Source organism: Aquitalea sp. S1-19 (assembly GCF_024343515.1).
Genome location: NZ_RJTZ01000007.1, coordinates 25,830 through 47,728, shown reverse-complemented (window position 1 = coordinate 47,728; position 21,899 = coordinate 25,830). Strand labels below are relative to the sequence as shown.

The window sequence follows — 21,899 nt, the reverse complement described above, 5'->3', positions numbered from 1 at the left end:
CAGTATCGCGTTAAAAATGCCTTATTTGTCAGTGGTTTGTGAATCTCTGTTTTTGGCCGGTCAGGCTGAAAAATATTTCGGTTTTTAAGCGGATCTGCCCATGTTGTTTGAACAAGCTTACGTAATTGTCGATCTGGAAACGACGGGAGGCCACATTACCCGCGACCGGATTACTGAAATCGGCCTGATTCTGGTGGACGGCGAAAACGTCGAACGCATCGAAATGCTGGTCAACCCCAGCCAACCCATTCCGCCCTTCATCGAAGACATGACCGGGATCAGCAATGCGATGGTGGCTGATGCACCGGCATTTGCCGAACTGGCACCTGCCTTGTGGCAAAAGCTGGAAGGGCGTTTGCTGATTGCCCATAACGCGCGCTTCGATTACGGTTTTCTCAAAAATGCATTTCGCCGCGCCGGCTTGGCGTTCAACGCCAACACCCTGTGCTCGGTCAAGTTATCGCGCCGCTTGTACCCGCAATACTTCAAACACAGTCTGGACAGCATTATCGAGCGGCACCAACTCGTGCTGCCGGCACGGCACCGTGCGCTGGCGGATGCCGAGGCCGTATACCGGTTTTTATGTCTGGCACGGAACGAACTGGGTGCCGAGGCTGTGTGCTCTGCGGCAGCGGCCTTATTGGCGCTGCCTAGTGTGCCGGAGGGCATGACGCAGGAGCTGGCCGATACCCTGCCGGATACGCCGGGGGTGTATACCCTCTATGGCGCCAATGGCGAGGCGCTCTATGCCGGGCGTTGCCTTAACCTCAGGCAAAGGGTGTTTGCCCACTATGGTGCGGGGACGCTGGACGCCAAGCTGCCGCGCATCCATGAGCGCATTGCCCATGTAGCGTGGCAGGAAACACTGGGTGAGTTTGGCGCAGCATTGCTTGAATTGCAGCAGGTGTCCGCCTTGCGGCCGCGTTACAACCCGCGTGCGCGCCAGACGAACGAATTGTGTGCCTTGCAATTGAGCGAAGCGGGGGAGGATGGCTTTTTGCGGGTGAGCGTCAGCCTTGCGCGCACGCTGGACTTTTCGCGTACGGCCGATTTGTATGGCCTGTTTCGTAGTCCACGCGAAGCCAAGAAGGCATTGAGCGAGCTTGCGCGTGCGCATCAGCTATGTCCGGCCATTCTGGAGGTCGAAACGGTCACGAGCCGCAAAGGTGCATCATGCCAAAGCTTTAAAAACCGGCGCTGTCTGGGGGCCTGTTGCGGTAAGGAAAGCGCCGCTGCGCATAATGCGCGCTTGCAAAATGCTTTGCTGCGCCTGAAAACCCAAAGCTGGCCGTACGCAGGTGCGATTGCATTGACCGAAAACGACGAGGTGACCGGCGAGTCGGTGTCCCATGTGTTCGAGCGGTGGTGCTACTTGGGCTCGGGTGATGATGTGACCTGCTTGCAAGGCACGCCGGTGTTTGATCTGGCGGTATACAAACTATTGCAGCACTGGCTAAAAAAGCCGGCACCCGGGATCACGCTGCATGAGTTGCCGGCAGCTTAGGCATACATGGCAAGGAAGCCGCGCAGGCGGCTTTCGATAATGCGCGGGTTCTCGCCGTTGGCAATGGCGATAACGCCTTCCAGTATCAGCTCCTTGGTGGCAATTTCGGTCGCGATCAGGTTTTTGAGTTTGACGGCGACCGGCAAGAAAAACAGGTTGGCCGAACCGACGCCGTAAACGGTGGCGACAAAGGCAACGGCAATGCCCGAGCCCAGTTTGGTCGGGTCGGACAGGTTTTCCATGACATGGATAAGGCCAAGAACCGCGCCGATAATGCCGATGGTTGGCGCGTAGCCGCCGGCGGACTCCCAGATTTTGGCGGCTTGTTTGCGTGCATGTTCAAACATGGTGATCTCGACTTCCATCACCGAACGCAGCGTTTCGGGGGCCGCACCGTCAACCAGCATCTGCAGGGCTTTTTTGGTGTAAGGATCGTGCTGCAGGGAGACATAGCCCTCCAGCGACAACAAGCCGCCTTTGCGCGCACTTTGGCTCCACTGGATGATGTCGCGTATCATTTTTTCATGATTGAACTGCGGCGGATAAAACACCCACTTGAGCATTTTCAGGCCGTTGACGAACTGGCGTGGTGTGCTTTGCAGCATGACGGCGCTGGCCGTACCGCCGATTACGATCATAAAGGCGGTAAGTTGCAGTAGCGAGCCTAAGTGGCCGCCTTCCAGTGCTTGTCCTGCCAGAATGGCGGTCAGCCCGCCCATGATGGCAATGATGCTGAGTTTATCCACGTCTATCCTTGTTGTTTACAGCCATTCGCGTAGCTTGCTGCGGATGCGGGTGACGGCCTGGGTATGCAGTTGGCTGACGCGGGACTCGGAGACCCCCAGTACCGCGCCGATTTCCTTGAGATTGAGGTCCTGCTCGTAATACAGGCTCATCACCAGCTGGTCACGTTCGGGCAAGGTCGCGATGGCATCTATCAGCGCCTGACGAAAACCGCTGTCGGCCAGCGTCAGGAGCGGGTCCGGCGTATTGTCGTCCGCGATATTGGCCAGTGCATCATTCAGCTCTTCGCCGTCATGGCTATGAAAGTCTTCAAAGTACACCAGACGCACGCCCATGCAGTCGCCCAGCATGGCCTGGTAATCCTCCAGCGATACCGCCAGTTCGTCGGCAATTTCGCTTTCACTAGGCGTATAACCCAGCGTTTGGGTTGCGCGTTTGATCGCGTCTTCAATCATGCGGGCATTGCGCCTGAGCTGGCGCGGCATCCAGTCTATGCGCCGCAGCTCATCGAGCATGGCGCCCTTGATGCGCGTGCCGGCAAAGGTTTCGAACTGTACGCCTTGCAGCGGATCGAACTGGCGTGCGGCTTCCAGTAGCCCGATCATGCCGACTTGTACCAGATCATCCAGCTCGACCGATGCCGGCAGGCGGGCCATCATCAGGCTGGCAATCTTCCTGACCAAAGGCGTGTACTGCATGACATCCGGGCGATCGGTGGCGGCAGCTTGTGCGTAGGCGTGGGCTTGATGCGTGGCCAGAGCCATGATTAACGATCCGTGATTTCGGTAAGGGTCTTGCTGGTGCTCAACAATTGTTCCAGATAACTGGAGCGGGCATGGCCGGTGTCCGGTGCATGCCACAAAGGCAGCATGGCGGCCAGCTGGCTGAATGCCTGGGCTGCTTCGCTATCCGGAAAGGCTTCCACCACTGGCCGGCGCAATGCCTGACTCTTGCGTATGGCCTGATCTTCCGGCACAAAACCGACCCAGCGCAAGGAAACACCGAGATAGTCGCCGGCTACGGATGACAAGCGGGCGAACACGTTTTGCGCTTCTTCCTGCCCGCTTGCTCGGTTGACCAGCACATTGAAACGGCGGCGGCCGAATTCGCCGGCCAGCCGTTTCATGCTGGCATAGCCGCGAGTGATGGATTCGGCTTGCGGGCTGATGACCAGAATCAGGTTGTCGGCAATCACCAGTGGTGCTGCATCCTGGGTCGGGTCCGGCGCATCGACCAGCGTCAGACCGCAGTCTTTTTCCAGCGCGGAAAATTCGCTGGCCAGACGTTGCCACACGCGGGCCGACAGGCGGTGGCGTTCTTCCGGCTGGGCATACAGATTAACCAGCGTTACGCCATGACGCGAATTCACCATCAGGTCGGTCAGGCCGCCGCGGCTGATGTTCAGGCTGGCCAGCGACGCGGAGGGCGGAACGCCAGCCAGGCGTGCCAGCTCCTGGCCATTCTGGTGATCCAGCAACAGGGGGCGCTTTCCCTGTAGCGCGCTGGCCGCAGCCAGCCCCGCGCACAGGGTCGAGATGCCGCTATGGCTGGCACCGGTGAGGGCGAATAAGGGCGGCAGGTGCGCGCTTTGCTGGCTGAGTTGCCTTAGGCTGGCGGCCTGGTCACTCATGTTACAACCAGCCTGACTGTGCGGCATTGATCATCGGGATTTCATCGGCCTGCCCATGAAACGGGGTCGCCAGCTGTCCTGCGCGCAAGGCCCGGTCAATCAGAAAGTCCGCATTGGCACAATGCAGGTCTTCCGGTACGCGCTGGCCATTGGTGATGTAAAACAGGCGCAGGCGGTTGCGGATAATGACGTCCAGGCTGGCACCCAGCATCACGGCTTCATCGACCTTGGACAGCACGCACCCGGTCAGGTCATCACTGCGAAAATGTTTGACCACGTCTTCCAGCGTACGGCCATCGGCATTGGCAGCCAATAGCAGCAGGCGGCGTACCGGCCGGCCGGCCGTGGCAAACATGCGGATTTGCTGCAGGACGCGCTGATCACGCTGACTCATGCCGACTGTATCAATCAGCACCACCCGGCGCTGGGTCAGATCGGCCAGTGTCAGCTGTAAATCGCCTTCGTTTTGTACCGAGAATACCGGCACACCCAGAATCTTGCCGTAGATGCGCAGCTGATCCTGTGCGCCGATCCGGTAGCTGTCAGTGGTGATCAGCGCCACACCCTCGGCGCCATAGCGCATGGTGGCGCGGGCGGCGAGTTTGGCGACTGTGGTTGTTTTGCCTACGCCTGTTGGGCCTACCAGTGCAAAAATCCCCCCCTGATCGATGATGTCGCTGGCAGGATCCATGCACTTCAAATTATGCATCAGTGCCGAGCGCGCCCATTTTTGTGCGACTTCTGCATCGTACTGCGGGGGCAGTTTCTGGGTGAGCTGGCGTATCAGCGCCGGGCTAAAGCCTGCCGTCAGCAAATAGCGGAACAGTTCGGCGCGATTGGGGGTTTGCCCTTCCATTTCCGACCAGGCAAAGGTGGCCAGCTGGTTTTGCAGCAGGCTTTTCAGCAGGCGGATTTCTTCACCGATATGGCGGATGTCGTCGGCAATATCTTCTTCTGGCGGCAGGCTCGCGCGTGCACCTTGTACTGCAGCAGATGGCTTGGCTTCTGCGGTAGGGGCAGGGGGCGAGGCTACGGGTGCTGGCGGAGCCGGCGCCGGTCGTGCAGCGGCGCTGAAAACGGCAGGGCGTACAGGCTCGGCGGCTGTGGTTGCGGCATGTCTGCGTTCTGGCTGCGCCGTAGGCGGCGGTTCTTCCAGCGGTTCGATCGGCATGGCATAGCTGCGCGACAGCGCACGCGCGGCAGCATTGCCTTGAGCGGGCAGGATGGCAGATGGCGCCGGTGTCTTGCGCGGCGGGTGGCGGGTGGCAGCCGGTGCCAGCGTATCCGACAGGGCGGCAACATCGGCATCGGCTACGGCCATGATCTCTACGCCACCGCCCTGGGTTGGGCGGTTGGACAGGATCAGCGCATCTGCACCTAGCGCCTCGCGGACCTGACGCAAGGCGTCGCGCGTAGTTTTACCGTAAAACTTTCTGACCACCATCTGTTATGTCGTCCTCAACCCTTGCCGGCCCCAATAACTGCGATTATACGGATGGTTTTGCTATCCGGTATTTCATTATGCGAAATGACGCGTAACTGCGGCAGCGCCCGACGCAGAAAACGTGCGAGCAGGGGACGTAAGCCCGGAGGCGTCAGCAGTACCGGATTCAGCCCCTGGTTTTCGACTTCTTCGGTCTGGTGGGCGGCATTGGCCAGCAGATTTTCCGCCAGCCCCGGCTCCAGTCCGCCACCGGCCTTGGACTGCACCGCCTGCAACAGGATGTTTTCCAGTTGCGGATCCAGCGACATCAGCGGTAGTTCATTCTCGCCGGGGAAGAGTTGCTGGACAATGGCGCGCGACAGGGCGGTACGCACTGCAGCGGTCAACTCGTCGATGTCCTGGGTAACGGGCACATGGTCGGCCAGCGTTTCGATAATGGTGCGAAAGTCGCGAATATTCAGGCCGTCGCTGAGTAGCTGCTGCAGAACCTTTTGCAAAATGCCCACCGCAATGACTTTGGGCACCAAGTCTTCGATCAGCTTGGGCGATTCTTTGGCCTGATGGTCTATCAGGGCCTGGACTTCTTCGCGGCCCAATAGCTCGGCCGCATGTGACTGCAGCAGATTGGACAGATGGGTGGCGACCACGGTGCTGGCATCGACCACGGTGTAGCCCAGGCTTTGTGCCTCTTCGCGCCGGGCTGCATCTATCCATAGCGCGGGCAGGCCGAAAGTCGGGTCGGTGGTCGGCGTACCGGGCACTTCTGCGCTGACATGGCCGGGGTTGATGGCCAGAAACTGACCGATATAGGCGTCGCCTACGCCGACTTCGACTCCTTTGAGCAGGATGCGGTAGGCATTGGGGCGGATTTCCAGATTGTCGCGGATATGGACGGCGGCGACCAGAAAGCCCATCTCTTGCGCCATTTTCTTGCGTATGCCGCGAATGCGGCGCAACAGCTCGCCATCCTGATCGCGGTCGACCAGTGGAATCAGCCGGTAACCGACCTCCAGCCCCAGCATGTCCACCGGTTGCACATCATTCCAGCTGACCTCGGCCATGGCCTGTTCTCCGCCCGAAGCCGACAAAGCGGTGGGTGTGGCGATCTGGCTGGATTGTGCTTGTGCCAGTTTTTCCCTTTGCTGGCGCTTCTCTTGCCACCAAGCCAGCGCCGCCAGTGAGCCGGCAATCAGCAGGAAGGCCGTATGCGGCATATTGGGGATCAGACCGATCAGGCCGATCACACCTGCCGTGATATAGAGCACATGCGGGTTGGAAAATAGCTGGCCGATAAACTGCTCGGACAAGTCCTTGTCGGTGCCGACGCGTGCCACCACGATGCCGGCGGCGGTAGAGATGATCAGGGCCGGAATCTGGGCGACCAGGCCATCGCCAATGGTGAGCAGGGTATAGGTCTTGGCGGCTTCGCCTGCCGGCATATCATGCTGCATCATGCCGATGATCAGGCCGCCGACAATATTGATCACGATGATCATGATGCCGGCCATGGCATCGCCACGGACAAATTTGGACGCACCATCCATGGCGCCGAAGAAGTTGGCTTCTTCGGTAATAGTCTGACGACGATTTCTGGCATCGTCCTCGCCGATCAGGCCGGCATTGAGGTCGGCATCGATCGCCATCTGTTTGCCCGGCATCGCGTCCAGTGTAAAGCGGGCCGATACTTCGGCAATCCGGCCTGCACCCTTGGTGATCACCATAAAGTTGATGATGGTCAGGATAATGAACACGATAATGCCGATGGCGACATTCTCGCCGATCAGAAAGTGGGCAAAGGATTCGATCACCTTACCGGCGGCGGCCGGGCCGGTATGGCCCTCCATCAGAATCACCCGGCTGGAGGCGACGTTGAGCGACAACCGCAACAAGGTGGTGATCAGCAGCACGGCGGGAAAGGCGGAAAACTCCAGCGGATGGCGCGTGTTGATGCCGACCATCAGCACAATGACCGAAATCGCGATATTGAAGGTAAAGAAGATATCCAGTATTACCGGCGGTAGCGGCAGTACCATCATCGCCAGAATCAGGATGATCAGTACCGGCCCTGCCAGTTTGCTCAGCTTGAGCATCTTCAGTGAATCTAGAATCTGGTTCATGCCGTCAGTCAGTGCACATCAGCCGGTCTGGCTGCTGTTTTTTGTTTATTGTTCGGGTCCAGTTCAGGCGGCACTTCCAGCTTTTCCGGGTAAACCGGTGCCAGACCGCCCTGGCTTTCATAGACCTTGAGCTGGTAGATATAAGCCAGCACCTGCGCCGCCGCCGAGAACAGCTTGGGGGGAATATCCGCGCCCAGTTCGGCATGAAAATACAGGGCGCGGGCAAAGCTTGGTGCGCGCATGGTGGCAATCTTATGCTCGCTGCCGGCGGCAATAATGCGCTCAGCCAGCTTAAGCGTGCCCTTGGCCACGACTTGAGGCGCGCGCATGTCGTCGCTGTATTTGAGTGCCACAGCGTAATGGGTCGGGTTGGTGACGATCACATTGGCACCGGGTATTTCCTGCATCATGCGCCGGCGTGCCGCCTCGCGCTGCAGCTGGCGGATACGGCCTTTGACTTCGGGCGAGCCTTGCTGCTCCTTGCTTTCCTGCTTGAGCTCTTCCTTGGTCATCCTGAGTTTTTTGTGGTACTGCCATAGCTGCAGTGGCACATCCACCGCCACCAGCAACAGCATGGCACCGACCACGATCAGGAAAGTGTGTTCGAGCAGCCCCATCATGCTGCCCAGCGCCTGCTCCAGCGGCTGGCTCACCAGTCCCATCAGCTCGCCGCGCTCGCTCCAGATCACCCAGGTCGCGACGCCACCGATCAGTGCGCTTTTCATAATGGCCTTGCCGCCCTCGGCCAGCGCCTGTACCGAAAACATGCGTTTGATGCCTGAGGCCGGGTTGAGCTTGGAGAATTTCGGCTCAATCGCCTTGAGCGTCAGATTCCAGCCGCCGATCAAGAGCGGTGTGAATAAGGCGACGATGGCCAGGCCGCCTAAAAAGGGCAGTAGCGCCATAAACATGTCGATACAGGCGCTTTTGAATGCCTCGACCGCCAGTTCCGGCGTTTTCAGCTTCTGGTTGTCAAAGCGCAGCATGCCTACTGCGATGTCGCCCACCGCGCGGTAAAGGGCCGGCCCCTGCGCGATCAAGAGCGCAACCCCGGTCATGGTGACGGCAAAAGTCGCCAGCTCACGCGAGCGTGGCACATTGCCGTCTTCGCGCGCCTGTTGCAGCCGGCGCTCTGAGGCGGGTTCTGTGCGTTCCAGATCGGAGTCTTCTGCCATGCGCGCTGCCGGTTTTTTTATTCAGGGTTCAGGGTGTGGCGGCGAGTTTACCATTGACGGAGTTTTAAGTCCCTCATATTCAAAATGCTTGAATTGTTGTCGTATTTTTTGCAAATAGGCTGGTTTTTCAACGCTGTTGGATGCGCTTTTTTGCCTGTAAACTAGATAGCCTGAATTTTAACGGATGTGCGCCATGAAGCAGTACCAAGACCTGATGCGCCATGTGCTTGAACATGGCGATGAAAAATCCGACCGCACCGGTACCGGCACCCGTTCGGTGTTCGGCTATCAGATGCGTTACAACTTGCAGGACGGCTTTCCATTGGTCACGACCAAGAAGCTGCACCTGAAGTCCATCGTGCACGAGTTGCTGTGGTTTTTGTCCGGCGACACCAATATCCGTTACCTCAAGGAAAACGGCGTGCGCATCTGGGACGAGTGGGCCGATGAGAACGGCGATCTGGGGCCGGTATACGGTTACCAGTGGCGTTCATGGCCGGCGGCCGATGGCCGTCATATCGACCAGATTGCCAATGTAGTGCAGATGATCAAGACCAATCCGGACTCGCGCCGGCTGATGGTGTCGGCGTGGAATCCGGCGCTGGTCGACGAGATGGCCTTGCCGCCTTGCCACAGCCTGTTCCAGTTCTATGTGGCGGGTGGCCGCCTGTCGTGCCAGCTGTATCAGCGCTCGGCCGATATCTTCCTGGGCGTACCGTTCAATATCGCCAGCTATGCCTTGCTGACCATGATGGTGGCGCAGGTGTGCGACCTTGAACCGGGGGACTTCGTGCATACGCTGGGCGATGCCCACCTCTATAGCAATCATCTGGAGCAGGCCGAACTGCAGTTGTCACGCGCACCGCGCGCTTTGCCGCGCATGAAGATCAATCCGGCGGTCAAAGACCTGTTTGCCTTCCGTTTTGAAGACTTCGAGCTGGAAGGCTACGATCCGCATCCGCATATCAAGGCGCAGGTGGCGGTATGAGTACGCCACTGATGATGACCTTGGTGGTCGCCATGGCAAACGACAGGGTAATAGGCGTGGACAACCGCCTGCCTTGGCATTTGCCTGAGGATCTGAAGCATTTCAAGGCGGTGACGCTGGGTAAGCCCATTATTATGGGACGCAAGACTTGGGACTCCATCGGCCGGCCTTTGCCCGGGCGGCGCAATATCGTGGTGACGCGCCAGATTGGCTGGCAGGCCGAGGGCGCCGAGGTCGTGCACTCGCTCCCCGAAGCGCTGTCCTCTGTTGCCTCGGTAGCCGAGGCCTGTGTGATCGGTGGCGGCGAGCTGTTTGCACAGGCTTTGCCGCTGGCGGCAAAAATGGAGCTGACGCTGATTGATCTGGATGTCGCGGGAGATGCCCATTTTCCGGCTTGGGCTGAAAATGAATGGCAGCAGACGGCAGAAGAAGGGCATAGCCGGGAAGACGGTTTGCACTGGTCGTATCAGACCTGGTTGCGCAAGTAAGGCTGACGGGGTATAGCCCCGTTTTTTTATGCCTTGGCCAGTGTCGCCGTGGCCTCTTGTACCAATGCGCGGTAGGTATCGCTTAAATGCTGAGTGACCGCATCCAGACGCGCAAGGTCGCGTGCGATGATGGCTTTAAGCAGGTCACTGATAAAATATTGCGCGCGCTCCAGTTGCATGTCGCCGCTACGGAAAATGGCGTACAGGCAGCGCTGGGTCACCGGCTGCAGATTATTCAGGGCATCTTCGAGATAGCGGTTGCCGGCAAAGTCGTACAGCGTCTGCAAAAAGATAAAGCTGGTGTCAAAAAAGGCGTTGAAATCGGCATGCAGCTTATGCTCGGCCAGCTCCGCTTCCAGCGCAAAAAAGTGCGCCAGATCATCATTTTTCCAGGACAGGGCCAGATTGGTGGCGGCCCGGTTTAGCAATAAAAACCACAGCTCAAAAAATGCCCTGACATCTTCCTGCGTCAGGCTGGCGACGACGGCGCCGCGACGCGGATAGATCTCGACCAGATGACGCCTTTGCAGAATCAGCAGGGCTTCGCGTACCGAGCCGCGACTGACGTCCAGTTCGGCGGCGATGCGCAACTCCTGAATACGCTCTGCCGGTGCGAGCGTGCCTTGGATAATGAGTTTGCCCAGATGCTGGGCGATTTGCTCGGTCAGAGAGTCGTTGGCTTTAAAGGGCATGCAGGCTCGGCGTGATCTGTCGGGTTGGCTATGGCGGTTTGCCGCTGGCGGCTATTTTAGCATTCGCTGCTGCTTTGTATTGTGGCGGAAAACCATCACTTATGTCTTGGTTGACGTGAAATGCCTTGCGGGTATTTTGCTGTGGACGTAGGATTCAAACGCTTGTTTGATCTGGGCCGCGCGAGGGTAAAAACAGGGGCTAACAGTTCTTCGCTAAATTCATATCATGCAAGCAAGTCTGGCTGCCATTTCGGGATGGCAACAGGCGCTCCTCTTGGGGAGTCTTGCAGGAACGACACGGGTGTTGACCTCTCCGGCCTTGGGCTGGAGAGGTTTTTTTCATTGAGGTATCAGTCTATGCGACGGCAAGCCATCAGGTAGTTGACGTCGGTGTCGGACCCCAGCTTGTGGATGCCGGTGACCGGGTTGTAACTCATGCCGCGGATATCCAGTAGCTCCAGCCCTGCGTTGCGTGCCATGCGCGACAGCTCGGAAGGCTTGAGGAAGCGGGCATAGTCGTGGGTGCCGCGGGTGAGCAGATTGAGTACATATTCGGCCCCCACCACCGCCAGCAGGTAAGCCTTGGGATTGCGGTTGAGGGTGGAGAAAAACACGGTGCCACCCGGTTTGACCAGACGCGCGCAGCTACGCACGATGCTTTGCGGGTCCGGTACATGCTCCAGCATTTCCATGCAGGTTACCGCGTCGTAATAGCCCGGCTTTTCTGCCGCCAGATCTTCCACCGCCACGCAGCGGTATTCGACAGGCACACCCGATTCCAGACTATGCAGTTGCGCCACTTTCAGTGATTTCTTGGCCAGATCTATGCCGGTCACGCTGGCTCCGCGCTCTGCCATGCTTTCGGCCAGGATGCCGCCGCCGCATCCCACATCGAGTACGGCCTTTCCGGCGAGTGCGGCATAGCCATCGATGAAATCAAGGCGCAGCGGGTTGATCTCGTGCAGCGGCTTGAATTCGCTGTCTTTGTCCCACCACTTGTGGGCTAGTTGGCTGAATTTTTCCAGTTCTTGTGCGTCGACATTACTCATGCGTTTTGATCTCCTGCCAGAATGCGTTCACGCCAGCTTCTGCCGCTGGCTATCAGTTGTGCTTCGTCCAGTGTCTTGAGCTGGCGCTGTGCCATCAGGGCTTGCCCCTTGACCCAGACATGGCTGACCTGCTCGCGCCCTGCGGCGTAAACCACATGGGAAATCGGGTCGAATATGGGAGCGGTTTCTACGGTGGCCAGATCAATGGCAATCAAATCGGCCTGTTTACCGACCTTGATGCTGCCAACCTTGTCGGCAATGCCCAGAGCCTGTGCACCATTGAGCGTTGCCATGCGGATGGCGGTGGCCGCCGGCACGGCGGTCGGGTCCATCGCGCCGACCTTGGCCAGCAGGGCGGCCATGCGCGTTTCGGCCAGCATGTCCAGCTTGTTGTTGGAGGCTGCGCCATCGGTGCCGATGCCGACATTGACGCCGCCGGCCAGCAGCTGGGGAATGCGGGCAATGCCCGAGGCCAGCTTCATATTCGAGCTTGGGTTATGCGCCACCGAGATGCCATGGCGGGCGGCCAGCTCGATCTCGTCATCCGAGAGATGCACCATATGTGCGGCAATCAGGCGCGGAGAGAGCAGTCCCAGTGCTTTCAGTCGTGCCAGTGGCCGCTGGTGGTGGTCGCGCATGCTGTCGCTGATTTCGCCTGCCGACTCATGGATGTGGCAATGGATCAGCATGTCCTGTTCTTCTGCCAGCATCACCACCTTGCGGAAAGTGTTGTCGGAAACGGTGTAAGGCGCATGCGGTGCCAGGGTAAAGGTAATCAGCTCTTCACCCAGAAATTCACGCCGCTCATCCAGTGCGCGGCTGATGTATTCGTCGGCATTGTTGGCGTAATTGGTCGGAAACTCGAGGATGGACGCACCGACAAAGGTACGCATGCCCGCAGCGAGGCCGGCGCGCGCCATGGCTCCGTGATAGAAGTACATGTCGTTGATGGTGGTGGTGCCGCCACGGATCATTTCCGCCATGGCAATCAGCGCGCCATCAAAGACAAATTCGTCGCGCACATGTTGGCCTTCGGCGGGCCAGATGTGATTGGACAGCCAGTCCATCAGCGCCTTGTCGTCCGCCAGACCACGCAGCAGGGTCATGGCGCTGTGGCCGTGCAGATTGATCAGGCCGGGCATCAATACATGGTTATCCAGCCGCACATGCTGCTTGGCGGTGGCGGCAGCCGACTCCGAAGGCGTCAGCAGGGCGACAATCGTCCCGTTATTGATGGCCAGAGCATGGTCTTCCAGGATTTCACCATCTTGTTCGACGGTGATCATCCAGCGGGCAGAAATCAAGAGATCAAAAGCAGGGTTCGACATGGTAGGGGTCCTGATGGCTGAGCTTGGCGCGATTGTAGGCACGGCATGGCTCTTCGGCAACCTGAGGCTTGCAATGGACATGATGACTGGCATGTTTGCGTGCCAAGGAAATATCCTCGGCGCAGGCGTCTTTATGCGCTGGCGGCAGGGTTTGTGCGAAATGAGCCACGGGTATGGCTACGGTATGAGCCGGCATGCAAATCGCTGGCGGCCCTTGTAATATGCCAGGGGCAGGAGGCGGCGAGTTTTCGGCATAAAAAACCCCCGACAGTCTTGGCTGACGGGGGTGTGGTCAAGCTAGGCAAGCAATGCGTTCAAAACTCACTCAGGGCGCATGTGCGGGAACAAAATCACATCGCGGATCGACGGTGCGTCGGTCAGCAGCATCACCAGACGGTCGATGCCGATGCCGCAGCCGCCGGTCGGTGGCAGGCCGTATTCCATGGCGCGGATGTAGTCGGCGTCATAGTGCATGGCTTCGTCGTCGCCGGCGTCTTTCTGTTCAACCTGGCTCATAAAGCGGGCGGCCTGGTCTTCCGGGTCGTTCAACTCGGAGTAGCCGTTGGCCAGTTCGCGGCCGACCACAAACAGTTCGAAACGCTCGGTGATCGACTGGTCTGCATCCGAGCCGCGTGCCAGTGGCGACACTTCGACCGGGTAGTCGATGATGAAGGTCGGGTTCCACAGCAGGCCTTCGGCGCACTCTTCGAACAGGGTCAGCTGCAGGCTGCCAAGGCCCGGCGCCGGTGGCAGCTTGCCGCCCAGCTTCTTGATCTCGCTCTTCAGCCATTCGGCATCGGCCAGCTGTTCGTCGCTGTACTGCGGGTTGAAGTGCTGGATGGCACCGACGATGGTGAAGCGCGCGAACGGGCTTTCCAGGTCGACATCCTTGCCACCGTAGCTGATGCGCGTGGTGCCACAAGCCGCCATGGCGCAGGCACGGATCACTTTTTCCGTCATTTCCATCATGCGTTCGTAGCCGCTATAGGCTTCGTAGAACTCCATCATGGTAAATTCTGGGTTGTGACGGGTGCTCATGCCTTCGTTGCGGAAGTTGCGGTTGATCTCGAATACACGCTCAAGACCGCCGACTACCAGACGCTTCAGATACAGCTCGGGTGCGATACGCAGATACAGCGGCATATCCAGCGCATTGTGGTGCGTGGCAAACGGCTTGGCTGCGGCGCCGCCCGGGATCGGGTGCATCATCGGCGTTTCGACTTCGAGGTAGTCTTCGCCCACCATCACGTCGCGTACCGTTTGCACGATCTTGGAGCGCTTGATGAAAGTGTCGCGCGAGGCTTCGTTGACGATCAGGTCGACATAGCGCTGGCGATAGGTCGTTTCCTGGTCGGCCAGACCGTGGTGCTTGTCCGGCAGCGGACGCAGGCTCTTGGACAAGAGGCGCAGCTCGGTGACATTGATCGACAGTTCGCCCTTGTTGGTGCGGAACAGTTCGCCCTTGGCGCCCAGAATGTCGCCCAAGTCCCAGTGTTTGAAAGACTCGTGCTTTTCGGCGCCCACGCCCTGGTCGTTGATGTAAAGCTGGATACGGCCGCTGCTGTCTTGCAGCGTCGCGAAGCTGGCCTTGCCCATGACACGCTTGAGCATCATCCGTCCGGCTACGACTACCTGGATCTTCTGGGCTTCCAGATCTTCCTTGCTCTTGTCGCTGCACTTCTTGGCCAGGTCGCCGGCCATGTCTTCGCGGCGGAAGTCGTTTGGGAAGGCCACGCCGCCTTCACGCAGCGCTTTTAGCTTGCTGCGGCGCTCGGCCATGATCTGGTTTTCATCCTGGATGGGTGATGCAGTTTCGTGTTCAGACATTGTGTCTCCAGTCATTACGGATTGACGCAGCAGCGGGGCCGCATTTCGGTTGTTGTAGCCAATTTAGACCCCTTGCTTGAGGCTGGCTTCGATAAATGGATCGAGGTCGCCGTCCATCACGCCCTTGATGTTGCCGACTTCATAGCCGGTACGCAGGTCTTTGATGCGCGACTGGTCAAAGACATAGGAGCGGATCTGGTGTCCCCAGCCCACATCGGTTTTGCTGTCTTCCAGTTCCTGCTTGGCGGTGTTGCGCTTTTTCAGTTCCAGTTCGTACAGCTTGGCACGCAGCATCTGCCACGCTTCATCGCGGTTGCGGTGCTGCGAGCGGTCATTCTGGCACTGCACCACGATACCGGTCGGGTTGTGGGTCAGGCGCACGGCCGAGTCGGTCTTGTTGATGTGCTGACCACCGGCGCCGGAGGCACGGTAGGTGTCGGTACGCACGTCGGACGGGTTGATGTCGATTTCAAACGAATCATCCACCTCCGGGTAGACGAAGACCGAGGAAAACGAGGTGTGGCGGCGCGCGTTGGAATCGAACGGCGACACGCGTACCAGACGGTGTACGCCCACTTCGGTGCGCAGCAGACCATAGGCGTATTCGCCTTCGATCTTGATGGTGGCGCTGGTGACGCCGGCGACTTCACCTTCGGACTCTTCCAGTACTTCGACCTTGAAGCCGCGGCGTTCGGCCCAGCGCACATACATTCTGAGCAGCATGCCGGCCCAGTCCTGTGCTTCGGTACCGCCTGCACCGGCCTTGATATCGACGAAGCAGTTGTTCGGATCCATCGGATCGCTGAACATGCGGCGGAATTCAAGGTTGGCCAGCTTGGCTTCGGCTTCGGCCAGATCGGCCTGTACGGCGAGGATGGTGTCGTCGTCTTCTTCTTCGCGACCCATGTCGAACAGTTCGCGGCTGTCGGTCAGTGCCGACTGTATGCCTTCGATGACCAGCACGACATCTTCCAGCATCTTGCGTTCGCGCCCCAGTTCCTGGGCTTTTTTCTGGTCATTCCAGATGTTCGGGTCTTCGGTCAGGCCGGTAACTTCTTCCAGACGGTCTTTTTTGCCGTCGTAGTCAAAGATACCCCCGAATATCGGTGTTGCGGGTCGTCAGATCGGTCAGCTTGGCATCGATCTGGTTGAGGATTTCGGCTTCGATCATGGTGGTGATCTCCATTTAGTTCAGAGAATAATTAAATACAAATGTATCGCGTGTCTAGATGCAAAGACAAAAAAGCGCACCAAAAGGTGCGCTTTTTTTAGCGGGGCGGGAAATCAGCCCAGCAGGTGAGCAATCGCTGCGCGCTCTTCTTCCAGCTCGTTCAGGGTGAAGTTCATCCGGTCGCGGCTGAATTCATCAATTTCCAAGCCTTGCACAATCTCGTATGCGCCATTTTCGCACGTTACCGGGAATCCGTACATCACGCCCTCAGGGATGCCGTAGCTGCCGTCGGATGGAATGCCCATGGTGGTCCACTTGCCGTTGGTGCCCAGTGCCCAGTCGCGCATATGGTCGATGGCGGCATTGGCGGCGGAGGCGGCGGAAGACAGGCCGCGCGCTTCGATGATGGCGGCGCCACGCTTGCCTACGGTTGGCAGGAATACGTCGCGGTTCCAGGCTTCGTCACCAATCATGGCCTTGACGCTTTCGCCGTTGATGGTAGCAAAGCGGTAGTCGGCGTACATGGTTGGCGAGTGGTTGCCCCAGACCAGCAGTTTTTCGATGGAGGCAACGGCCTTGCCGGTTTTGGCTGCGAGCTGGCTGGCTGCACGGTTGTGGTCCAGTCGCAGCATGGCGGTGAAGTTCTTGGCCGGCAGATCCGGCGCGCTCTTCATCGCGATATAGGCATTGGTGTTGGCCGGGTTGCCGACAACCAGCACCTTCACGTCGCGGTGGGCAACGTCATTCAGTGCCTTGCCCTGTGCGGTGAAAATCTTGGCGTTTTCCTGCAGCAGATCGGCGCGCTCCATGCCCGGGCCGCGTGGACGGGCACCGACCAGCAGTGCGTATTCGGCGTCCTTGAAAGCCACCAGCGGGTCATCGGTACCAACCATATCAGTCAGCAGCGGGAAAGCGCAGTCCTGCAACTCCATCATCACGCCCTTGAGCGCCTGCTGTGGCTTTTCAAACGGCACTTCCAGCAATTGCAGGATGACTGGCTGGTCTTTGCCCAGCATTTCACCGCTGGCAATGCGGAACAGCAGGCTGTAGGCGATCTGGCCGGCAGCGCCGGTAACGGCAACACGTACGGGGGCTTTCATTTCTCGCATTCTCCTTTGATATTCACAGCTCGGAATGGTGCTTTGCAATATTGCGGCAAATGAGTTTACCACGGCCATTTATTTATTTGTGCTGGTTTGTGTGCGGATTGGTACAGGTATTTTTAGAGTTGTGCGTCAACTTGTGTGTCTTATATAAGACTTGTATTTACTCGGCGGAAATTTGGTGATAAAAAGCATGCGATGAATGCAAATGCCATCAGTAAAGAACCGCTTTATCGCCAGGCCAAGGCGCATCTGTTGCAAAGGGTGTGTGCCGGGGAGTGGGGCGAGAGCGAGATGCTGCCCAGTGAGTGGGATCTGGCTGCCGAACTGGGGGTGAGCCAGGGGACGGCGCGCAAGGCACTGGCGGAGTTGGTCGCGGATGGCGTGTTGCTGCGTTTGCAGGGCAAGGGGACTTTTGTCGCACCGCTGCCGGGAGACTGGGGCGGCGGGGCGGTTGTGACGCCTGGTGTGTTTGGCGGGCCGGCCGATGTACTGGTGCGGGAGTTTCTCGGCGTATCGCGATTGAGCGCCGGCGAGGAGGTCGCATCGGCCCTGTTGCTGAGGCGCGGGGCGCCGCTGTTTCGGGTGCGCTTGTTGTGGCGGCATCAGGGCTTGCCGGTTGCGACCGACGAGATCCTGCTTAGTGCCGAGCGTTTTGACGATCTGGATGCCCGCGCTTTGCGTGCGCGCTCGGCCAGTCTGCATGAGCTCCTGCTGCGGCGCTACGGGGTGAGGGTGCATGTGCATGCCGAGCAGTTCCGGGTTGAGCACTTGCCGCGGGAAGAAGCGGCGCTTTTGAGCGTGGAGCAAGGACGTGCCGCGTTGTCGGTGCTGACCTTGTCCGGTCCGCTGATGGGGGGCGCGGTGCTATGGCGGCAGCGTTACTGCCTGACCGATGTCTTGGCTTATACAGCAATGCCTTAAGGTTATCGCATAGCACAAAATAATGACGAACTCGATGATAATGTCGTTTGTGTTTGGTAGAATGGCGCAGCCATCTAGTCGATGGCGCACTGCGTCAAGCAGGGTTGGTCAGGCTTTTGTCTCCGGCTTTGCAAGATGAAGCACTGGTTTGGTGGGCTTGTCGTCCAGAGCCCGGTTACAACGGTTTGGTCAAAAAAACATACTTAGGAAGCCATATGCAGAAGCAACGACCAAAGCACCTAGATCTTGGCAAGATCAGATTGCCCGTGCCGGGTATCGTCTCGATCCTGCATCGGGTCAGCGGTGTGGCGCTCTTTTTCTCCCTGCCTCTTTTGATGTACCTGTTTGCAGGTACGCTGAGTTCTGCTCAGGACTTCGATACTTTTCGCGCCATCATCGCCTACCCGCTGATGAAACTGGTGCTGATCGGCTTTTTGTGGGCTTACCTGCACCACTTCTGCGCCGGCATCCGTTTTCTGTTTCTTGATGTGCACAAAGGCTTGGAGCTGGAAACCGCGCGTGCGACCGCCAAGCTGGTGCTGATTGTCAGCCTTGTCCTGACCGCTATTCTGGGGTTCTTGTTATGGTAAACCGCAACGTGGTTGGTGCCCATTACGGCTTGCGCGACTGGATCATGCAGCGCGTGACCGCTGTCGTCATGCTGGCTTACACCGTAGCACTGGTCGTGCTGCTGCTGGCCATGCCTTCCGATTTCGACAGCTGGAAAGCCCTGTTTAGCCAGACCTGGGTGCGGCTGTTTACCCAGATCACCTTGCTCGCGCTATTTTTGCACGTCTGGGTCGGTATCCGTGATGTCTGGATGGACTACATCAAGCCTACCGGTCTGCGCCTGAGCCTGCATGTGTTCACCATCGTGTGGCTCACGGGCTGTTTCATCTATTCGGTTAAAGTTGTTTGGGGTCTGCAATGAACCTACCAGTTCGCCATTTTGATGCAGTAATCGTCGGCGCCGGCGGCGCCGGCATGCGCGCAGCCTTGCAGTTGTCTGAAGCCGGTCTCAAGACCGCAGTCATTTCCAAGGTTTTTCCGACCCGCTCGCATACCGTAGCGGCGCAGGGCGGGGTGTCCGCCAGCTTGGGCAACTCCGAAAAGGATCACTGGCACTGGCATATGTACGATACCGTCAAGGGTTCGGACTGGCTGGGCGACCAGGATGCCATCGAATATATGTGCCGCGAAGCACCGAAAGTGGTGGTCGAGCTCGAACACTTCGGCATGCCGTTTGACCGCAACGACGATGGCACTATCTACCAGCGTCCGTTCGGCGGCCATATGTCGAACTTCGGCGAGAAGCCGGTGCGCCGCGCCTGCGCCGCTGCCGACCGTACCGGTCACGCCATGCTGCATGCTTTGTATCAGCGTAATGTGCGCGCCAATACCCAGTTCTTCGTTGAATGGATGGCGCTGGACCTGATCCGCGACGCCGACGGCAATGTGCAGGGCGTGGTCGCCATGGAAATGGAAACCTCGGAAATCGTCGTGTTCCAGGCCAAGGCCACCTTGTTCGCTACCGGCGGTGCCGGCCGTATTTATGCTTCGTCCACCAATGCCTTCATCAATACCGGTGACGGCCTGGGTATGGCAGCACGTGCCGGCATCCCGCTGGAAGACATGGAATTCTGGCAGTTCCACCCGACTGGCGTTGCCGGCGCGGGCGTGCTGATCACCGAGGGTGTGCGCGGCGAAGGCGGTATTTTGCGTAACTCGGACGGCGAACGCTTTATGGAGCGTTACGCGCCGAACGCCAAGGATCTGGCTTCGCGTGACGTGGTGTCGCGCGCCATGGTGACTGAAATCAATGAAGGCCGTGGTTGCGGCCCGAACAAGGATCATGTGCTGCTGGACATCACCCACCTCGACCCCGAGGTGATCATGTCCAAGCTGCCGGGCATCCGCGAAATCTCGATCAAGTTTGCCGGTGTCGACCCGATCAAGGCGCCGATTCCGGTGGTGCCGACCTGCCACTACCAGATGGGCGGCATTCCGACCAACTACAAGGGCGAAGTGGTGCTGTCCACCACCGACAACCACAGCGATATCGTCAAGGGCTTCTACGCCGCCGGCGAATGCGCGTGCGCCTCGGTGCATGGTGCCAACCGTCTGGGTACCAACTCGCTGCTCGACTTGCTGGTGTTCGGCAAGAGCTCGGGCAACTCGATGATCGACTTCATCAAGACCCAGCCCGAGAACCTGCCTGAGCTGAATATGGCGGCCATCGAGCGTTCGGTAGCGCGTGTGGCACGACTGGACGGCCAGACCAACGGCACCAATGTGCACGAAGCGCGTAGCGCCATGCAGCGCACCATGCAGGCGCATTGCGGCGTGTTCCGCTTTAAGGACATGCTGGCCCAGGGCGTGGCCAAAATTCTCGAAGTCGAAGAGATGATCAAGACCATCGAAATCGCCGACAAGTCCAAGGTATTCAATACCGCCCGCCTGGAAGCGCTGGAGCTGGAAAACCTGATCGAAGTGGCCAAAGCCACCATGATCTCGGCCAATGCCCGTACCGAAAGCCGTGGCGCCCATGTGCGCGACGATGCCGAAGATACGCCGGCCAATCCGAACGGCCGTGACGACCAGAACTGGCTCAAGCACACGCTGTGGCACCGCGATGGCAACAAGCTCGACTACAAGCCGGTCAATATGACCCCGCTGACCGTCGAAGCCATCGCCCTGAAGACCCGTTCCTACTGAGGCGACAGACATCATGACTAACGAAACCATCCAGTTCCGCGTCTATCGCTACAACCCGGATCAGGACGCCAAGCCCTATATGCAGGATATTTCGGTCGAAATCGATTCGACCGACCGTAAACTCCTGGACGCGCTGGTCAAGCTCAAGGTCAAGGACGAGACCATTTCTTTCCGCCGCTCCTGCCGTGAAGGCGTGTGCGGTTCGGATGCGATGAACATCAACGGCAAGAACGGCCTGGCCTGCCTGACCGATGTGCGCGACCTGAAGCAGCCGATCGAACTGCGTCCGATTCCTGGCTTGCCGGTGATTCGCGACCTGATCGTCGACATGACCCAGTTTTTCACCCAGTACCACTCGATCAAGCCGTATGTGGTCAACAACAGCCCTGCGCCTGAGCGCGAGCGCCTGCAGTCGCCCGAAGACCGCAAGGACCTGGATGGCCTGTACGAGTGCATCCTGTGCGCCTGCTGCTCGACCTCGTGCCCGAGCTTCTGGTGGAACCCGGACAAGTTCGTCGGTCCGGCCGGCCTTTTGGCCGCCTACCGCTTTATCGCCGACACCCGCGACGAAGCAACCAGCGAGCGCCTGGACAATCTGGAAGACCCGTATCGCCTGTTCCGCTGCCACAGCATCATGAACTGCGTCGATGTCTGCCCTAAAGGCCTGAACCCGACGCGCGCCATCGGCAAGATCAAGGACCTGATGGTCAAGCGTGCGGTATGAGTGAACTCATCGATCCGATCGAAAAAAAGCGGGTGCGCTGGCGCTCGCGTCGCGGCCTGCTGGAGCTGGATCTGGTGCTGACGCGTTTTCTGGCCGAGCGTTACGACCAGCTGACGCCTGACGAGTTTGCCGCCTATGTGCGGATTCTGGATCTGCCGGATACGGAGTTTCTGGAACTGGTGAACGGCAAGGTGGAAACCGACGATGTGACGCTCGCGCCTATCGTCGCCATGTTGCGCAGTGTCTGAGTAGTGGTCGCAAAACAATACCTATATA

At 58.8% G+C, this 21,899-nt stretch carries 22 protein-coding genes; 10 read left to right on the top strand and 12 right to left on the bottom strand.

Translation table 11 applies throughout. From position 1 onward, the window contains the following. The first annotated feature begins 100 nt into the window (after positions 1 to 100). Positions 101 to 1,504 carry an exonuclease domain-containing protein gene (locus tag EGI20_RS02060; RefSeq protein WP_498629248.1) on the top strand — a complete coding sequence of 468 codons (1,404 nt, stop codon included), beginning with the start codon at positions 101 to 103 and terminating at the stop codon, positions 1,502 to 1,504. Here EGI20_RS02060 and EGI20_RS02055 read toward each other — a convergent pair. The 6 genes from EGI20_RS02055 to flhB are packed head-to-tail and all read right to left on the bottom strand — an operon-like array spanning position 1,501 to position 8,614. After that, entirely contained in the window at positions 1,501 to 2,250 is a 750-nt protein-coding gene (locus EGI20_RS02055; RefSeq protein WP_124734142.1) for a flagellar motor protein, read from the bottom strand. The two genes, EGI20_RS02060 and EGI20_RS02055, sit on opposite strands and share 4 nt — an antisense overlap. 15 nt (positions 2,251 to 2,265) lie before the next feature. Further along, positions 2,266 to 3,012, bottom strand: a complete 747-nt coding sequence (locus EGI20_RS02050) for an RNA polymerase sigma factor FliA (RefSeq protein ID WP_498629246.1) — start codon at positions 3,010 to 3,012, stop codon at positions 2,266 to 2,268. Between the two features lie 2 nt (positions 3,013 to 3,014). Continuing rightward, the gene (locus tag EGI20_RS02045) at positions 3,015 to 3,878 is read right to left on the bottom strand and encodes a MinD/ParA family ATP-binding protein (RefSeq protein WP_124734144.1); all 864 of its coding nucleotides are present in this window, start codon (positions 3,876 to 3,878) and stop codon (positions 3,015 to 3,017) included. A gap of 1 nt (position 3,879) precedes the next feature. Beyond that, entirely contained in the window at positions 3,880 to 5,322 is a 1,443-nt protein-coding gene (flhF, locus tag EGI20_RS02040) for a flagellar biosynthesis GTPase FlhF (protein ID WP_498629243.1), read from the bottom strand. 14 nt (positions 5,323 to 5,336) lie between these two features. Then, complete coding sequence (gene flhA / locus EGI20_RS02035; protein ID WP_498629241.1) at positions 5,337 to 7,439, bottom strand: flagellar biosynthesis protein FlhA; 2,103 nt, start codon at positions 7,437 to 7,439, stop codon at positions 5,337 to 5,339. 8 nt (positions 7,440 to 7,447) lie between these two features. After that, the gene (gene flhB, locus EGI20_RS02030) at positions 7,448 to 8,614 is read right to left on the bottom strand and encodes a flagellar biosynthesis protein FlhB (protein WP_498629239.1); all 1,167 of its coding nucleotides are present in this window, start codon (positions 8,612 to 8,614) and stop codon (positions 7,448 to 7,450) included. A 193-nt stretch (positions 8,615 to 8,807) separates the two neighbouring features. On the opposite strand from flhB, the gene EGI20_RS02025 reads away from it, so the two are divergent. Both EGI20_RS02025 and EGI20_RS02020 read left to right on the top strand, forming a co-directional pair. Continuing rightward, positions 8,808 to 9,602, top strand: a complete 795-nt coding sequence (locus tag EGI20_RS02025; protein WP_124734148.1) for a thymidylate synthase — start codon at positions 8,808 to 8,810, stop codon at positions 9,600 to 9,602. Further along, positions 9,599 to 10,090, top strand: coding sequence for a dihydrofolate reductase (locus EGI20_RS02020; RefSeq protein ID WP_498629237.1), 492 nt, complete (start codon positions 9,599 to 9,601; stop codon positions 10,088 to 10,090). Before EGI20_RS02025 ends, EGI20_RS02020 begins: the two co-directional genes overlap by 4 nt. Positions 10,091 to 10,116: 26 nt before the next feature. Here EGI20_RS02020 and EGI20_RS02015 read toward each other — a convergent pair whose 3' ends face one another. The 3 genes from EGI20_RS02015 to EGI20_RS02005 all read right to left on the bottom strand — a co-directional run bounded on the left by EGI20_RS02015 (position 10,117) and on the right by EGI20_RS02005 (position 13,159). After that, positions 10,117 to 10,782: a GntR family transcriptional regulator gene (locus EGI20_RS02015; protein ID WP_498629235.1), complete on the bottom strand. Its 666-nt coding sequence runs from the start codon at positions 10,780 to 10,782 to the stop codon at positions 10,117 to 10,119. 350 nt (positions 10,783 to 11,132) lie between these two features. Next, complete coding sequence (gene ubiG / locus EGI20_RS02010) at positions 11,133 to 11,831, bottom strand: bifunctional 2-polyprenyl-6-hydroxyphenol methylase/3-demethylubiquinol 3-O-methyltransferase UbiG (protein WP_124734151.1); 699 nt, start codon at positions 11,829 to 11,831, stop codon at positions 11,133 to 11,135. Further along, positions 11,828 to 13,159 carry a TRZ/ATZ family hydrolase gene (locus EGI20_RS02005; protein WP_498629232.1) on the bottom strand — a complete coding sequence of 444 codons (1,332 nt, stop codon included), beginning with the start codon at positions 13,157 to 13,159 and terminating at the stop codon, positions 11,828 to 11,830. Before EGI20_RS02005 ends, ubiG begins: the two co-directional genes overlap by 4 nt. A gap of 13 nt (positions 13,160 to 13,172) precedes the next feature. Between EGI20_RS02005 and EGI20_RS02000 the strand changes: the two genes are divergently transcribed. Beyond that, positions 13,173 to 13,379 carry a hypothetical protein gene (locus EGI20_RS02000; protein WP_498629230.1) on the top strand — a complete coding sequence of 69 codons (207 nt, stop codon included), beginning with the start codon at positions 13,173 to 13,175 and terminating at the stop codon, positions 13,377 to 13,379. 101 nt (positions 13,380 to 13,480) lie between these two features. Here EGI20_RS02000 and lysS read toward each other — a convergent pair whose 3' ends face one another. The 3 genes from lysS to EGI20_RS01985 all read right to left on the bottom strand — a co-directional run bounded on the left by lysS (position 13,481) and on the right by EGI20_RS01985 (position 17,257). Next, entirely contained in the window at positions 13,481 to 14,986 is a 1,506-nt protein-coding gene (lysS, locus tag EGI20_RS01995) for a lysine--tRNA ligase (RefSeq protein ID WP_124734153.1), read from the bottom strand. A gap of 63 nt (positions 14,987 to 15,049) precedes the next feature. Continuing rightward, positions 15,050 to 16,157 (bottom strand): peptide chain release factor 2 gene (gene prfB, locus EGI20_RS01990; protein WP_220789270.1). Its coding sequence is split into 2 segments (ribosomal slippage): positions 15,050 to 16,072 and positions 16,074 to 16,157, totalling 1,107 coding nucleotides; the frame shifts between segments, so codons are not numbered across the junction. 113 nt (positions 16,158 to 16,270) lie between these two features. After that, the gene (locus EGI20_RS01985; RefSeq protein WP_124734154.1) at positions 16,271 to 17,257 is read right to left on the bottom strand and encodes a malate dehydrogenase; all 987 of its coding nucleotides are present in this window, start codon (positions 17,255 to 17,257) and stop codon (positions 16,271 to 16,273) included. A 201-nt stretch (positions 17,258 to 17,458) separates the two neighbouring features. On the opposite strand from EGI20_RS01985, the gene EGI20_RS01980 reads away from it, so the two are divergent. The 6 genes from EGI20_RS01980 to EGI20_RS01955 all read left to right on the top strand — a co-directional run bounded on the left by EGI20_RS01980 (position 17,459) and on the right by EGI20_RS01955 (position 21,871). Next, entirely contained in the window at positions 17,459 to 18,184 is a 726-nt protein-coding gene (locus EGI20_RS01980) for a GntR family transcriptional regulator (protein WP_498629227.1), read from the top strand. Between the two features lie 215 nt (positions 18,185 to 18,399). After that, the gene (gene sdhC / locus EGI20_RS01975; protein ID WP_124734156.1) at positions 18,400 to 18,774 is read left to right on the top strand and encodes a succinate dehydrogenase, cytochrome b556 subunit; all 375 of its coding nucleotides are present in this window, start codon (positions 18,400 to 18,402) and stop codon (positions 18,772 to 18,774) included. Further along, positions 18,768 to 19,115 carry a succinate dehydrogenase, hydrophobic membrane anchor protein gene (sdhD, locus tag EGI20_RS01970; protein WP_160794355.1) on the top strand — a complete coding sequence of 116 codons (348 nt, stop codon included), beginning with the start codon at positions 18,768 to 18,770 and terminating at the stop codon, positions 19,113 to 19,115. Before sdhC ends, sdhD begins: the two co-directional genes overlap by 7 nt. Then, positions 19,112 to 20,899, top strand: coding sequence for a succinate dehydrogenase flavoprotein subunit (gene sdhA, locus EGI20_RS01965; RefSeq protein WP_498629224.1), 1,788 nt, complete (start codon positions 19,112 to 19,114; stop codon positions 20,897 to 20,899). The genes sdhD and sdhA overlap by 4 nt, the downstream gene beginning before the upstream one ends. A 13-nt stretch (positions 20,900 to 20,912) precedes the next feature. Further along, positions 20,913 to 21,623 (top strand): succinate dehydrogenase iron-sulfur subunit, encoded by a 711-nt coding sequence (locus EGI20_RS01960; RefSeq protein ID WP_498629222.1) that lies wholly within the window; start codon positions 20,913 to 20,915, stop codon positions 21,621 to 21,623. Beyond that, the gene (locus tag EGI20_RS01955; RefSeq protein ID WP_124734160.1) at positions 21,620 to 21,871 is read left to right on the top strand and encodes an FAD assembly factor SdhE; all 252 of its coding nucleotides are present in this window, start codon (positions 21,620 to 21,622) and stop codon (positions 21,869 to 21,871) included. The genes EGI20_RS01960 and EGI20_RS01955 overlap by 4 nt, the downstream gene beginning before the upstream one ends. Positions 21,872 to 21,899: the final 28 nt, after the last annotated feature.

Bases quoted from the DNA above. Each gene is read 5' to 3' on its own strand.
- EGI20_RS02060 (WP_498629248.1), top strand. From the start codon at position 101: ATGTTGTTTGAACAAGCTTACGTAATTGTCGATCTGGAAACGACGGGA.
- ubiG (WP_124734151.1), bottom strand. From the start codon at position 11,831: ATGAGTAATGTCGACGCACAAGAACTGGAAAAATTCAGCCAACTAGCC.
- EGI20_RS02050 (WP_498629246.1), bottom strand. From the start codon at position 3,012: ATGGCTCTGGCCACGCATCAAGCCCACGCCTACGCACAAGCTGCCGCC.
- EGI20_RS02025 (WP_124734148.1), top strand. From the start codon at position 8,808: ATGAAGCAGTACCAAGACCTGATGCGCCATGTGCTTGAACATGGCGAT.
- EGI20_RS01980 (WP_498629227.1), top strand. From the start codon at position 17,459: ATGAATGCAAATGCCATCAGTAAAGAACCGCTTTATCGCCAGGCCAAG.
- EGI20_RS02000 (WP_498629230.1), top strand. From the start codon at position 13,173: ATGGCTGAGCTTGGCGCGATTGTAGGCACGGCATGGCTCTTCGGCAAC.
- flhF (WP_498629243.1), bottom strand. From the start codon at position 5,322: ATGGTGGTCAGAAAGTTTTACGGTAAAACTACGCGCGACGCCTTGCGT.
- sdhD (WP_160794355.1), top strand. From the start codon at position 18,768: ATGGTAAACCGCAACGTGGTTGGTGCCCATTACGGCTTGCGCGACTGG.
- EGI20_RS01955 (WP_124734160.1), top strand. From the start codon at position 21,620: ATGAGTGAACTCATCGATCCGATCGAAAAAAAGCGGGTGCGCTGGCGC.
- EGI20_RS01960 (WP_498629222.1), top strand. From the start codon at position 20,913: ATGACTAACGAAACCATCCAGTTCCGCGTCTATCGCTACAACCCGGAT.
- flhA (WP_498629241.1), bottom strand. From the start codon at position 7,439: ATGAACCAGATTCTAGATTCACTGAAGATGCTCAAGCTGAGCAAACTG.
- lysS (WP_124734153.1), bottom strand. From the start codon at position 14,986: ATGTCTGAACACGAAACTGCATCACCCATCCAGGATGAAAACCAGATC.
- sdhA (WP_498629224.1), top strand. From the start codon at position 19,112: ATGAACCTACCAGTTCGCCATTTTGATGCAGTAATCGTCGGCGCCGGC.
- sdhC (WP_124734156.1), top strand. From the start codon at position 18,400: ATGCAGAAGCAACGACCAAAGCACCTAGATCTTGGCAAGATCAGATTG.
- flhB (WP_498629239.1), bottom strand. From the start codon at position 8,614: ATGGCAGAAGACTCCGATCTGGAACGCACAGAACCCGCCTCAGAGCGC.
- EGI20_RS01985 (WP_124734154.1), bottom strand. From the start codon at position 17,257: ATGAAAGCCCCCGTACGTGTTGCCGTTACCGGCGCTGCCGGCCAGATC.
- EGI20_RS02005 (WP_498629232.1), bottom strand. From the start codon at position 13,159: ATGTCGAACCCTGCTTTTGATCTCTTGATTTCTGCCCGCTGGATGATC.
- EGI20_RS02045 (WP_124734144.1), bottom strand. From the start codon at position 3,878: ATGAGTGACCAGGCCGCCAGCCTAAGGCAACTCAGCCAGCAAAGCGCG.
- EGI20_RS02015 (WP_498629235.1), bottom strand. From the start codon at position 10,782: ATGCCCTTTAAAGCCAACGACTCTCTGACCGAGCAAATCGCCCAGCAT.
- EGI20_RS02020 (WP_498629237.1), top strand. From the start codon at position 9,599: ATGAGTACGCCACTGATGATGACCTTGGTGGTCGCCATGGCAAACGAC.